This is a genomic window from Bacillus salitolerans, assembly GCF_042680805.1.
GTDB classification, from domain to species: Bacteria; Bacillota; Bacilli; order Bacillales; family SA4; genus Bacillus_CJ; species Bacillus_CJ salitolerans.
The window spans coordinates 92713-105512 of sequence record NZ_JBHUEM010000021.1 but is presented as its reverse complement, the minus strand read 5'-3'; the positions used below and the strand labels follow the sequence as shown (position 1 = coordinate 105512).

Here is a 12800-nt window from a genome sequence, read left to right as displayed (position 1 = left end):
GTCGCCTTGGTGAGCCGTTACCTCACCAACTAGCTAATGCGCCGCGGGCCCATCTGTAAGTGATAGCTTGACGCCATCTTTTAGTCAGAGACCATGAGGTCTCTAATATTATCCGGTATTAGCTCCGGTTTCCCGAAGTTATCCCAGTCTTACAGGCAGGTTGCCCACGTGTTACTCACCCGTCCGCCGCTGAGTTTCAAAAGCAAGCTTTTAAAACTCCGCTCGACTTGCATGTATTAGGCACGCCGCCAGCGTTCGTCCTGAGCCAGGATCAAACTCTCCAAAAAGATGTTTGATTGCTCAAAAACACCGACAATCTACAATAGTAGATTTTTAAAATTATTGATGGTTATTTACTATGAAATAACCTCGTTGGTTTATAAAACCAACACGCTTGACGTTTTGTTTAGTTTTCAAAGAACTTGTCTTACTTGCTAGAAAATTAGTATATCATCTTTCTCGCTTACTTTCAACAAGAAGTTTCTTCCAGTAATACAAATTGGAGCGGGTGATGAGAATCGAACTCACGACATCAGCTTGGAAGGCTGAGGTTTTACCATTAAACTACACCCGCGAATAACTTATTCTATGAATGGTCGGGAAGACAGGATTTGAACCTGCGACCCCCTGGTCCCAAACCAGGTGCTCTACCAAGCTGAGCCACTTCCCGCAATCTATTTGGCGCGCCCGAGAGGAGTCGAACCCCTAACCTTTTGATCCGTAGTCAAACACTCTATCCAATTGAGCTACGGGCGCTAATATTTTTTGCCGGTTTTTATAGAATACAACATCTACTGTGATATTGCAAGTTCCATTTTTTGGTGCGGCCGAGAGGACTTGAACCTCCACGGGGATACCCCCACTAGCCCCTCAAGCTAGCGCGTCTGCCGTTCCGCCACGACCGCATTGGGAAAGCTAAACAAATGATTCGCTATTGTGATATTAATGAAAGTAATATTCGCTTATGCGAAAAAACTTTGGTGCGGATGAAGGGAGTCGAACCCCCACGCCGTAAGGCGCCAGATCCTAAGTCTGGTGCGTCTGCCAATTCCGCCACATCCGCGAATCACATATGAATATTATATAAAGATTGGCTGGGCTAGCTGGATTCGAACCAACGCATGACGGAGTCAAAGTCCGTTGCCTTACCGCTTGGCTATAGCCCAAAAATAATGGCGGTCCCGACGGGAATCGAACCCGCGATCTCCTGCGTGACAGGCAGGCATGTTAACCGCTACACCACGGGACCTTATCATTAGTTATGCATATACTCTGGTGGAGGATGACGGGATCGAACCGCCGACCCCCTGCTTGTAAGGCAGGTGCTCTCCCAGCTGAGCTAATCCTCCGTAGGATAATAATGGAGAAAGAAATTAGATTTCTCTCTCCATTATAGAAGTGACCCATACGGGATTCGAACCCGTGTTACCGCCGTGAAAGGGCGGTGTCTTAACCGCTTGACCAATGGGCCATTATATAAACATTTATGGCGGAGAAGGAGGGATTTGAACCCTCGCGCCGCGTTAACGACCTACACCCTTAGCAGGGGCGCCTCTTCAGCCACTTGAGTACTTCCCCATAAATGGCTCCACCAGTAGGATTCGAACCTACGACCCTTCGGTTAACAGCCGAATGCTCTACCGCTGAGCTATGGTGGAATAATATAACGGTATTCAATTACGCTATCCACTTTGATAGAAACTGAGCGTCCCAATTCCAGAATGCTTGTTCAAGTTGACTCTCAATTGATACGCCTTATCTGCTATTTTGCAGTGGCGACTTTAATATAATATAACAGGTTTATATTCAAGTCAACCTTGTAATACTTGGTAAAAAACCGTCGAAATAATTATATTCCCGAGCGACGGTTTCTATAATTTATCATATCTATTTTTTTCAGTCAAGACTATTTTGGAAGGACTTCCTTAAGTCTTCCGCTACATTTTCCACATACATATCGTGACGTGTTAATTCTTCTTTTTCTTTTGTAAAGCTGTCCACATTTTTCACAATGATATACACGGAATGTGGATTGTCTTTTTCTTTTAACGGACTCCAAAGCCTGACAATATCTAGGAGCATCTACTTTAATGAGGAGTTGTTTGAAATCATCATCACCATGCTTGTATCCTTTTCCCATTATATGAAGATGATAGTGACAGAGCTCGTGTTTTATGATTCCAACCAGCTCTTTTAATCCTAGTTCTTCATAGTACTTATAATTTACTTCAATGTTATGGGAGTTCAATAAATATCTCCCACCAGTTGTTCGTAATCGATTATTAAAGATGGCTTTGTGAAGAAAAGGCATACCAAAAAACGTTAGTGAAATTTCTTCAACTATTTGTTGGAGCTGTTCATCTGTCATGCAATTTCACCACCATTCACATATGATAAAAGCACATTTTTAGGAATATAAACATATTAATGTAACATACATCCTTCATTATACAAATAAAGGAGGTTAGGGCAATGCCTGTATGGTTAAAAAATCAAATGACACGTGCATTTTATGAGAAAAATCGCTATCAAATTAAATTACTTAATCAATGCTGGTATTTTTATAGAAAAAAACACTGCTCCTAATTAGCAGTGCTTCTTTTTGAGAATTATATTTGCACTTCTGGTGGTAGCATCGTTAATGCTACTCTACCCTTTTTTAGATCTACGTCATCAACCCAAACGGTCACAACATCCCCAACGGATACGATATCTAGTGGATGCTTAACAAAATTCTTACTCAATTTTGAAATATGGACAAGTCCATCCTGCTTCACACCTATATCAACAAATGCACCGAAATCGACAACATTTCTAACCGTACCTTCTAATTCCATTCCTTTTACTAAATCTTCAAGCTTTAAAATGTCCTTCTTTAACAATGGTTTTGGTAGTTCATCACGAGGATCGCGTTCAGGTCTAGCAAGTGCTTCTACTATATCCTGTAAAGTAATTGCCCCAACATTTAATTCTTCGGATAAACGATTTACGTCAATGGATTGAAGCTTTCCTTTTAACTCAGCACTTCCCAATTCTTCTATATTCGAATCAAGCTTGTTCAATAGATTGCTTACAACACCATAATTTTCAGGGTGTATGGATGTCCGATCTAACGGATTTTCTCCCTCTACAATTCGTAAAAACCCAATACATTGTTCATACGTTTTCGCTCCAAGTCTTGGAATGGCTTTTAAATCAGCGCGACTTAAAAATCTTCCTTTTTCATCTCTTTTCTTCACAATGTTATTAGCTACTGTCTTGCTTAAGCCTGCTACATATTGAAGTAATGAAGAAGAAGCAGTGTTGACATTAACACCCACTTGGTTCACAACCATTTCAACTACGAATGTTAAAGAGTCATTTAGCTTTTTCTGTGTTACGTCATGTTGATATTGTCCAACACCTACTGATTTCGGATCGATTTTTACAAGTTCAGCTAGAGGGTCCTGCAAACGACGTGCGATAGAGATGGCACTTCTTTCCTCCACTTGCAGATTAGGAAATTCCTCTCTTGCTATATCAGAAGCTGAATACACACTCGCTCCCGCTTCATTAACAATAAGATAGTAAATGTCTCTTTCTAATTCCTTAATCATACCTGCCACAAACTGTTCAGTTTCTCTGGATGCAGTACCATTTCCAACCGCAATCATTTCAATAGGATATTTACTTAGAATGTCGAGTATTTTTTTCTTTGCGTCATCCATCTTGGAAACAGGTGGATGTGGATAAATTACATCGATATGCAGAACTTTACCTGTTTCATCAACAACCGCTAATTTGCAACCAGTTCGATAGGCTGGATCGACTCCTAAGACGGTTTTTCCCTTTAATGGTGGTTGCAACAAGAGGTTTCTCAAGTTTTCAGAGAAGATATGTATAGCCTGTTCCTCAGCCTTTTCTGTTAACTCCTTCCTAATTTCACGCTCAATCGAAGGCTGGATGAGTCGTTTATAACCATCCTCAATCGCAATTTTTATGTAATCGTTAGCTGGAGAGTGCTTTTTACCTATTACCTTATCTGTAATATGCTTAACAACCAAATCAGAGGGTGCATCTAGTGATACCTTTAACACTTCCTCTTTTTCTCCCCGGTTCATGGCTAGAATACGGTGTGGAGCTGCCTTACTAATAGGCTCTTCATATTCATAATACATTTCAAAGATTCTCTTCTCATCCTTCTCTTCATCCTTAACAGACGTCACAATTTTCCCTTTTTGATAGGTAGTGGTTCTTATCCATTCTCGATAAGAAGGCTCGTCCGAAATAATCTCTGCAATAATATCTTGTGCTCCTTGCAATGCCTCTTCAGTTGCTAAGATTTCATGTTCTTCTGATAAATATCTCTTAGCCTCCTCAATTATATCTCCAGGCGGCTGATCCAGTATCCATAAAGCAAGCGGCTCTAAGCCTTTCTCTTTAGCAACGGTTGCCTTTGTGCGTCTCTTCTGCTTATAAGGTCGATATAAATCTTCAATGGTTTGAAGTTTTGCTGCATTCAAAATAGAAGTTTGTAATTCAGGGGATAATTTTCCTTGCTCATCTATCAGCCTTATTACTTCTTCCTTTCGTTTTTCCAAGTTCTGCAAGTATTGCCACTGCTCTTGAATACTTCTAATTTCTACTTCATCTAAAGCACCAGTCATTTCTTTCCTATATCGCGCAATAAACGGTACAGTATTATCCTGTTCTAATAGTTCAATAACATTTTGTACCTGTTTTGTTTTTATGTTTAATTGTGACGAAATCGCTTTAATGATATCGTTTTGCTTATTTGCTACAGATTCCATAGATTCACTCCTAGTTAATTTGGAATGTATCTATTCTAACAAAACTTTAAGACAAACTCACGTTTCTTATTGTTTAAACTTCCCAACGAGAACAGTTGCATCATCTTCAAATGTATTTAAACTTTCAAATTCTTCAATCATATTTTGAATCCCGAATTGATATCTGATTATGTCTTTACTCGAGTATGAGCGGATGCCATCTGTATTCATTAAAAAGACAGAATTAGGCACGTAGTTGAATCTTTGAATGAGAAAGGTTTGGGGTTTACCTGAAAGATATCCAACCTTAGGAAGGGGGTAATTCAATTTCCCAGACGGAGTAATAGTAAGAAATCGAATGTTTCCTACACATGCATATACAATTTCTTGTGTACGATAGTATATTTTTGCAATTGCAACAGCTGCGCCTCGTTTGTGTCTAAGAGAGTTGTTGCATCTCTTTAATAGAGAATGCACATCCTCGTCATGATAGTCCGCTATTATAGATGTCACCACGGACGAGGAATCCTTCGCTTGCTCTCCACTACCTAATCCATCAGCCAAAGCCAAGAGGGCATACTCATCCTTCATGATTGTAATATAACTATCACCACAACACGTTTTTCCTTTTTTAGCAGCTTGATATAAATAAAGCTCAAGATGTTCTGTCACAATTTCATCTGTCATGTTATACACTCCGAATTATTTGAATCATGTTTTGTCGCTTTTCTTAATTTGTCAATGGCTCGCCTTTGTAGCCTTGATACATGCATTTGGGATATACCTAATTTCTCTCCCGTTTCTTTTTGACTCATATTCTCCATAAAGGTGTAATGAATAACAGATTTCTCTCTTTCAGTAAGAACATGTAATGATTTCTCCAGATCCATTTTTTGATTAACTAACTCAAAGCCTGCATCTTGTGTTCCTATCATATCTAAAAGGGTAACAGTACTTCCGTCCGTGTCCGCTTCAATAGAGTGATCGACCGATAAAGCATGATAGTTTCTCCCCATTTCCATCGTTTCAAGGACCTCTTCCTCTGTCACCTCTAAATAATGTGCAATCTCGTAAACTTTAGGAGAGCGACCTAGATCGTTTGTTAATGTTTCGACCGTAGCTTTTATCTTTGGACCAAGCTCTTTTATTCTTCTTGGAACATGTACACTCCACGTCTTATCTCTCAAGAATCGTTTTATTTCTCCAATGATAGTAGGAACTGCATAAGCTTCAAAGCCTCTCCCTACCTCAGAATCATATCTTCTAATGGCACCTAGCAATCCGAGCATCCCGACTTGGACTAAATCTTCATGCATGGAACGTCCTCGTGAATATTTATGTGCTAATGATTCTACAAGAGCTTTATACTTTTTGACCAGGAATACTTGTATTTCTTCATCATTCGTTTGTTGGAATTCTTGAATTAACGAGTTAATATCTTTATTCGGAATGGTTGGTTGTGATTGACTGCTCACCATGATCCACCCGCTCTCTATGAAGATACTTCGTCATTAACACAGTAACGCCTGAGAGACTTTGTATTTTCACATCATCCATAAGTGTTTCAATTAAAAAAAGTCCGAGACCTCCTTCATTCATTTCATCAATTGTTGTTAAACTGTTATAAGGTCCTAAGGTTTTCTTCATTTCCTGAACATTAAAGCTTTTCCCACTATCCGAAACCATTACTTCCAGCTGATTTTCATACACACCAAAACCTATCGTAACTTCTCCACCTTCATTATCGTCATAAGCATGGTGAACTGCATTTGTACAAGCCTCTGATGCTGCTACTTTTAAATCTTCTATATCCTCATACGTAAAGCCCATTCTACTTGCTATCCCTGATAAGGTTAGTCTCATAACACCTACATACTCTGGTTTGGCAGGAATTTTCATCTCGATGTAATCAAAAGGCTGCTCCATTTATTACTCCCCCCCAGAAATATCCATGATTTCGTGTAAACCAGTTATTTTAAGGAGTCTGTTAATCCTATCGTTAACACCCGTTAACTTCAGACTTCCTCCTGTTTGCCTAGTTATTTTAAGCGCACTCACTAAAACACCAAGTCCGGTGCTATCAATATAAGAAACTCCATGTAGATCAATTATCAATTGAATTTCTTCCTCTAAAAGGATATCATCCAATTGTCCCTTTAATTGAGGAGCTGTATATGCATCTATTTCTCCTTTTACAACTACGGTATTTATACTCTCGCTTTTTTTTATATCGATCTGTAGATTCATCTCTCCACTCCCCTACCAAAAATAAGTGTCATTCAAAAGTTATTTACCCGCTTACAATTGCTCATAAACCTTTTCGTCTTAAAATGATTAGAGTAAAATCATCCTTTAGTTCAAAGTCCTGGATTTTCTCTAATTCTTTATAGACGTTATCGACAATCTGTTGAGCAGGTAAATGAATATATTGTTCAATTAACCTAATAATTCCTTGCCTCTCTATAAATCCTTCCTGCGATCTGGATTCTGTAACTCCATCGGAAAGAAGAATAATAAGGTCATTTTCCGCTATTGTCTTCCGATATTCCTTATACTTCGCATATCGGTCTACGCCAAGAACAAGGCCCGTCGTCTCAATATCATAAAACGTTTCATCCATTGACGAGTAAAAAAATCCTGGCTCATGCCCTGCAGACGAGAAATAAAACTCATGTGTTTCCGTGTTATAAATCCCATAGAACATTGTGATAAACATAGTTGAATCAACATTTTGTTCCACAACACGATTTAAATTTTCCAACACAAATCCTGGATTGTTCCTAGACTCTGGTAAACTGTCCATTGCGTATTTAATCATGGACATACACAAGGCAGCAGGCATCCCTTTGCCAATGACATCTGCAACAGCAACACTAACACAGCCGTTATCATCCTCAACGAATTGGAAGTAATCTCCATTCATTTGTCTCGCCGGAACAGTAATTGCTCCAATATCCAAACCCTTAACAGATGGCACTTCAGATCCAAGTAAGGTATGTTGAACATTTGCAGCAATTTCCATTTCACTCTTTATTTCTTGTTGTTGATTCCGTAATATTTGATGTTCACGGTACAAGAGTCCATACCCAATCATGACCTCTAACAACAAATCAAAGGAGTCTAAAATTTTATCTGGAATATCGGGATACAGCTTGTGAAGTACAGATTTATGTATCGAGACAATTTCTTCAGGAGTTACATCATTCTCAATAGATTGTCTACTAAACTTCTGACCTCGGTATAAAAGTTGTTCATTTGAGTTTTGCATGTAGCGTAAAAGCAGCTCTTCATATTTATTAAGTATTGCCTGTTGTTCTTCCATATCCTTCTCCCCTTTGTCCTTCCTTTGAAGAAACTGTACTCTCAAGGATATATGCCAATCTCTGACTGTTCATTCGAAAAAAATCGGTTGTTTAACGTAACCACTTTATTGCAATGATTTCTGTCCCTTTTCCTACTTCAGATTCTATTGCGAAGTCATCCATCAATCTCTTCACCCCCGGCAAACCAGCACCCAGTCCCCCCGAAGAAGAGTACCCATCCTCCATTACTCTTCGAATGTCTGATATTCCAGGACCTTCGTCAGAAGCCGTAACCTTAAGCCCTTTTTGATCAGGAGCGATAAGCTGATCAATACAAACGCTCCCTTTTTCAGCATACAAGTATATATTTCGCGCTAATTCTGAGATAGCTGTCGCAATTCTTGCTTGGTCTACACTACTAAACCCCATTGTCTTTGCAATATCACGACCTGTCTGCCGAGCAGCAACGATGTCCCATTCTGAAACAATTTTAACGCAGGATTGGATATCCATCCCTATTCCCCCAATTCTTGCTGAAGTTTCTCAAGACCTTTCTCTAAGTCTAGAGCTGTTGGGACATTGTTTAAGTGAATTCCTAAGTCAATTAGTGTAATGGCAACAGCTGGTTGAATTCCAGTAAGCACGACTTTGGCTCCCATAAGATTTGACATATTTACGACATCACCAATAACTTTCGCAATAAAAGAATCAATAATTTCAACCGATGTTAAGTCAATAACAATTCCCTTTGCACCAGTTTCATGGATTTTCTTCAATAAATCCTCTTGGAATTGAATGGCTGTTTGATCATCTAATTCCCACTGTATCGTTACAAGTAAGTATCCACCAAGCTTAAGAATAGGAATTTTCATTTTGTTTTTCCCCCATGATCGCTGAGACAATTTTCTTATCTGTTAATAGCAACGCTTCCTCTAAGCCCTTTTTAAGGGAGTTTTTCGTGATAATATGACTCAAATCTATACCTAAATTAACGATTGTTTGTGCGATCTCAGGACGGATACCGACTAGTAAACATTTTGTTCCAACTAATCGAACCGCTTCTGCAGCTTGTATGATATGATGCGCTACCATCGTATCTACGACTGGCACACCAGTTATATCAATTAATACGACTTCAGAACGATGTTTTACGACTCCAGATAGTAAATTTTCCATTATTTTTTTTGCTCGATCTGTATCTATCGTTCCAATTAACGGCATAATCGTAATTTTATCGAAAACAGGGATTAACGGTGCCGAAAGTTCCTGCAGAGCAACCTTTTGCAGGGCAACAGTGTGTTCCCAAGACCCAGAATATGTACTTACCATATGATTGACGATTGGATCAATCCACTCATTTACTTTTTTCATCGCATTTAGTTGTCCACTTGCTTCAACTTCTCTTTCAATGAGCCAATCTAATGCGATTCCTCTAAACAATTGCAACCCTTCTGTTACAAAACTTAACGGCCAGCCTAGTTTAATGATTTTCTCTGAAAAATCATCTAAAGCGTTTGTCAAATTATCATTTGTAATTTCAATATTATTAATGATTAGATGAATAAATTCTCTACTAATGTTTAAAAATAATTGGTCTGATACCACTCTTAAACTTTTGTCTTTACTAACCGACCTTACTTCCTCTAGCCAGCGATTTACAATCTCCTCCTGGTTATCACGTATAAGCGTTAAGATATAAGTATCCATACGTTCCTCCCCCTTAGTATGTTTTCCCTCGGCTGCTTTTGCATTTTTAAGGAGAGCGCAATTACCTCTCTCTACTCATAAGGATCCTTAAAACGACCAAAAGCAAAAAAGTATCTCATTCTATTATTTCATTGAACAACCATTGTTTCAATTTATAAGTTTTCATTTTCCAAATATTACAAATATTTAAAATAGAATACATGGCGCAACCTCCCCGTTTAACCTCAGACAGAACATATAACCCTAAATGAGATAAAGGGCGCTCTTCCCCTTTTACTCATTTAGGGTTACCCCACTCCAACTGGCGGTAAAAACAAAACCGCCAGTTGGAGTCCGATTGGTGGTTCAACTTACCATCAGAAAAAATCGATGATTGAAGTTTCACTATATCTGACCTCGAGTAGGATGAAATGACAAAGATCATCGATTTCCCCTTGGCTGGGTGCTGGAGCCGGATTTAGCATAACATTGTATAAACTAGACACCAGAAACTTATACTTTCTAAACTAATTAAAAAAGCTGCCTAGATTTCTATCTAGGCAGCTTGATCTAATAAGATTAAAAATCGATGAGTCCAAGACTTATCTGTAAGGCTTCATCTACTTTCTCCATCATTTCATCATCTAAATGTGTAATTTTGTCCGTCAACCTTTGCTTATCTATTGTACGGATTTGTTCTAATAAAATGACAGAATCGCGCTCAAATCCATATCGCTTTGCATCAATCTCCACATGAGTTGGAAGCTTTGCTTTTTGGATTTGTGCAGTTATTGCAGCTACAATAACTGTGGGACTAAACCGATTCCCTATATCGTTTTGTAAGACAAGGACAGGACGTACTCCCCCTTGTTCCGATCCAACAACTGGGGAAAGGTCTGCAAAATAAACGTCGCCACGTTTAACAATCAAAGGATTACCCCCCGCTAACTAGGCGTTCGACGGTGTGATCTGCTTCTTCTTCAGCAAGAAATGCTTCTGATGCAATACCCAAGTTGATTTTCGCCATTTCCATATAACCACGTCTCATTGATTCACGAATATGACGCTTTTTTCTTTCACGAAGATACATTTTTGTCGCTTGATAAATGATGTCGCTATGACTGCCATTTTCCTGTTTGATAATGCCGTCTAATTCACTGATTAATTGTTGAGGTAATCTCACAATAATTTCAGTAGTTGTTGCGCTAGAATCGGACACAAACATACACCTCCACCATCAACTACACACACATTGCAAAAGGCTCAGCGCGCCACATACCCATGACTGAAGCTAGTCAAGCGGCCGGACGATGAAGCCTGAATACAATAAACATTGTAAAAAAGCAATTAAACATTACTAAATCCATTCTTAATGATATCACCAAATAGCCCAATTTGCAAAGCTGTTCTTTAAATCCTAACATATTATCTACTTTATACACTAGATTTTATTCAGCTTTCGTTAAATTCTTTCTATTTTTTCTTCATTCCTATACCTCATCGATAGACTTTCGTAAGATAAATCAATGATTGATATTAATTAAGATGGTTTTCTACCTCAACGATTTGATCTGATTGGATATAGATTCTTGGCACCCGAAAACTAATCATACAAGGTATTTCATAGTTAATTGTCTCTAATTCCCTTGCGATTTCGTCAATCGGAATAACCTCATTTCCTTGACTTCCAATAAGGGTTACTTTAGAACCTAATTCCATAGGGCCTGGCAATTTTACCATAAACTGATCCATACATATGCGGCCAATAATTGGTACACGTTGCCCTTCCACAATAACCTCTCGATTCTTTAAACGCCTTATCCATCCATCTGCATATCCAACTGGAATTGTCCCAATCCATTCTTCCTCTTCCGCTGTATACGTCGCCCCATAGCTCACCTTATCCCCTGGCTGCAATTTCTTAACGTGAATAAGACGACTATGAAGGGAGAAGGCTTCCTTTAAAGTGAAAGGCAATAATCCATTAATTTCCTCAGAAGGTGATAGGCCATACATCGCGATTCCCATTCGAACAACATTAAAAACCTTAGTCGGAAACCTTAAGCCGGCGGCACTATTCCCGCAATGAATATGAGGAATATCCACTTGATGAGCGTTCAAAATAGCTAACGCTTCTAAAAATGTTCCATACTGCCTATCAAAATAGTCCGTATTCACTTCATCTGCGGTTGCAAAGTGAGTATAAACACCATCAATATCTATATTTTCCTCATGCTGAATTAATTCAATAATTTCGTTTAATTCAGTAAACTCTTTAATCCCGAGTCGGCCCATCCCCGTATCAACCTTAAGGTGAATCCGCAATTTTTTTCGGAATGAATGATTTTTTAATGCTCGTAGAAGCCATTCCTTTTGATACACCGTCACCGTAATGTCGTGCTCAGCTGCTAGTATAGCATCCTCGTGTCTTATTGCACCAAGTACTAAAATCCGCACGTTAATTCCTTTCTTTCGTAACGAAAGTGCTTCATCCAAAAAAGCAACGGCTAAAAAAGAGGCCCCAGCCTGTAATGCTGTTTTTGCTACTTGAAACGCTCCATGTCCGTAGGCGTTAGCCTTGACTACAGCCATAATGTGAGTTTCTACAGGTAAATACTCTCTCATCGATTTTACATTTTCATAAATATGATCTAACTGTACTTCCACCCATGTGTCACGGTAAAAAGGGGCAATTTTCAAATAGAACACTTCCTTACGTTCAATTGGAACTTCCTAGTAATTTGATTATCAAACACATGGTTTTTCATGTCAATAAGGATTAAGCTCATTTTAGATGCTGTCTTCCATACAAATGGGAAGGATATATTGTACCATAAATATAGGCAAGTATTATAACCAATTGAATCCATTTTTTAGTAACAATGCTATGCGTATTTCCAGAACCCTAGTTCCCTATTCAATTTGTCTAGCCTAGCAAAAAGGAAACCAAACCCATAATTGAAAGTTTCTACTATCAACGAAAAGACCCAGGCTATAGCAGCTGGGTCTAAGCTTCAGTCATTCAAATTATTTTATCCCGTTG

14 protein-coding genes, 11 tRNA genes and 1 rRNA gene are annotated in these 12800 nt (G+C 38.8%); 1 reads left to right on the top strand and 25 read right to left on the bottom strand.

The window, feature by feature from the left end; genetic code table 11:
- From ACFSCX_RS14235 to ACFSCX_RS14175, 13 genes are all read right to left on the bottom strand, one after another.
- Positions 1–287: ribosomal RNA gene (locus tag ACFSCX_RS14235) — 16S ribosomal RNA — on the bottom strand; the annotation flags it as partial.
- Between the two features lie 213 nt (positions 288–500).
- A tRNA-Gly gene (locus ACFSCX_RS14230) sits at positions 501–574 on the bottom strand.
- A 19-nt stretch (positions 575–593) separates the two neighbouring features.
- Positions 594–670 (bottom strand) — tRNA-Pro (locus tag ACFSCX_RS14225).
- Positions 671–679: 9 nt separating this feature from the next.
- A tRNA-Arg gene (locus tag ACFSCX_RS14220) sits at positions 680–756 on the bottom strand.
- Positions 757–819: 63 nt separating this feature from the next.
- Positions 820–905: transfer RNA gene (locus ACFSCX_RS14215), tRNA-Leu, on the bottom strand.
- A gap of 73 nt (positions 906–978) precedes the next feature.
- Positions 979–1063: transfer RNA gene (locus ACFSCX_RS14210), tRNA-Leu, on the bottom strand.
- Positions 1064–1091: 28 nt separating this feature from the next.
- A tRNA-Gln gene (locus ACFSCX_RS14205) sits at positions 1092–1166 on the bottom strand.
- 7 nt (positions 1167–1173) lie between these two features.
- Positions 1174–1249 (bottom strand) — tRNA-Asp (locus tag ACFSCX_RS14200).
- 24 nt (positions 1250–1273) lie between these two features.
- Positions 1274–1349: transfer RNA gene (locus ACFSCX_RS14195), tRNA-Val, on the bottom strand.
- A gap of 50 nt (positions 1350–1399) precedes the next feature.
- Positions 1400–1471 (bottom strand) — tRNA-Glu (locus ACFSCX_RS14190).
- A 16-nt stretch (positions 1472–1487) separates the two neighbouring features.
- Positions 1488–1578, bottom strand: a tRNA-Ser gene (locus ACFSCX_RS14185).
- Between the two features lie 5 nt (positions 1579–1583).
- Positions 1584–1658, bottom strand: a tRNA-Asn gene (locus ACFSCX_RS14180).
- A 248-nt stretch (positions 1659–1906) separates the two neighbouring features.
- Positions 1907–2368, bottom strand: a complete 462-nt coding sequence (locus ACFSCX_RS14175) for a SprT family protein (protein WP_377928906.1) — start codon at positions 2366–2368, stop codon at positions 1907–1909.
- Between the two features lie 104 nt (positions 2369–2472).
- Between ACFSCX_RS14175 and cmpA the strand changes: the two genes are divergently transcribed.
- Entirely contained in the window at positions 2473–2586 is a 114-nt protein-coding gene (cmpA, locus tag ACFSCX_RS14170; protein ID WP_377928905.1) for a cortex morphogenetic protein CmpA, read from the top strand.
- 23 nt (positions 2587–2609) lie between these two features.
- Here cmpA and ACFSCX_RS14165 read toward each other — a convergent pair whose 3' ends face one another.
- From ACFSCX_RS14165 to alr, 12 genes are all read right to left on the bottom strand, one after another.
- The gene (locus ACFSCX_RS14165; RefSeq protein ID WP_377928904.1) at positions 2610–4790 is read right to left on the bottom strand and encodes a Tex family protein; all 2181 of its coding nucleotides are present in this window, start codon (positions 4788–4790) and stop codon (positions 2610–2612) included.
- 66 nt (positions 4791–4856) lie between these two features.
- Positions 4857–5456: a SpoIIE family protein phosphatase gene (locus tag ACFSCX_RS14160; RefSeq protein ID WP_377928903.1), complete on the bottom strand. Its 600-nt coding sequence runs from the start codon at positions 5454–5456 to the stop codon at positions 4857–4859.
- Positions 5453–6244, bottom strand: a complete 792-nt coding sequence (sigB, locus tag ACFSCX_RS14155) for an RNA polymerase sigma factor SigB (protein WP_377928902.1) — start codon at positions 6242–6244, stop codon at positions 5453–5455. The genes ACFSCX_RS14160 and sigB overlap by 4 nt, the downstream gene beginning before the upstream one ends.
- Positions 6210–6695, bottom strand: a complete 486-nt coding sequence (gene rsbW / locus ACFSCX_RS14150; RefSeq protein WP_377928901.1) for an anti-sigma B factor RsbW — start codon at positions 6693–6695, stop codon at positions 6210–6212. The genes sigB and rsbW overlap by 35 nt, the downstream gene beginning before the upstream one ends.
- Before the next feature lie 3 nt (positions 6696–6698).
- Positions 6699–7016 carry an STAS domain-containing protein gene (locus tag ACFSCX_RS14145; RefSeq protein WP_377928900.1) on the bottom strand — a complete coding sequence of 106 codons (318 nt, stop codon included), beginning with the start codon at positions 7014–7016 and terminating at the stop codon, positions 6699–6701.
- A gap of 61 nt (positions 7017–7077) precedes the next feature.
- Complete coding sequence (locus tag ACFSCX_RS14140) at positions 7078–8091, bottom strand: PP2C family protein-serine/threonine phosphatase (RefSeq protein ID WP_377928899.1); 1014 nt, start codon at positions 8089–8091, stop codon at positions 7078–7080.
- 91 nt (positions 8092–8182) lie between these two features.
- The gene (locus tag ACFSCX_RS14135; protein ID WP_377928898.1) at positions 8183–8584 is read right to left on the bottom strand and encodes an anti-sigma regulatory factor; all 402 of its coding nucleotides are present in this window, start codon (positions 8582–8584) and stop codon (positions 8183–8185) included.
- A gap of 2 nt (positions 8585–8586) precedes the next feature.
- Complete coding sequence (locus ACFSCX_RS14130) at positions 8587–8943, bottom strand: STAS domain-containing protein (RefSeq protein WP_377928897.1); 357 nt, start codon at positions 8941–8943, stop codon at positions 8587–8589.
- Positions 8924–9778, bottom strand: a complete 855-nt coding sequence (locus ACFSCX_RS14125; RefSeq protein WP_377928896.1) for an RsbT co-antagonist protein RsbRA — start codon at positions 9776–9778, stop codon at positions 8924–8926. Before ACFSCX_RS14125 ends, ACFSCX_RS14130 begins: the two co-directional genes overlap by 20 nt.
- A gap of 558 nt (positions 9779–10336) precedes the next feature.
- Complete coding sequence (gene ndoA, locus ACFSCX_RS14120) at positions 10337–10687, bottom strand: type II toxin-antitoxin system endoribonuclease NdoA (RefSeq protein WP_377928895.1); 351 nt, start codon at positions 10685–10687, stop codon at positions 10337–10339.
- Between the two features lie 4 nt (positions 10688–10691).
- Positions 10692–10982 (bottom strand): CopG family ribbon-helix-helix protein, encoded by a 291-nt coding sequence (locus tag ACFSCX_RS14115; protein ID WP_377928894.1) that lies wholly within the window; start codon positions 10980–10982, stop codon positions 10692–10694.
- Between the two features lie 311 nt (positions 10983–11293).
- A complete protein-coding gene (gene alr / locus ACFSCX_RS14110) occupies positions 11294–12451 on the bottom strand; it encodes an alanine racemase (protein WP_377928910.1) in 1158 nt (385 codons plus the stop codon).
- Positions 12452–12800 lie beyond the last annotated feature (349 nt).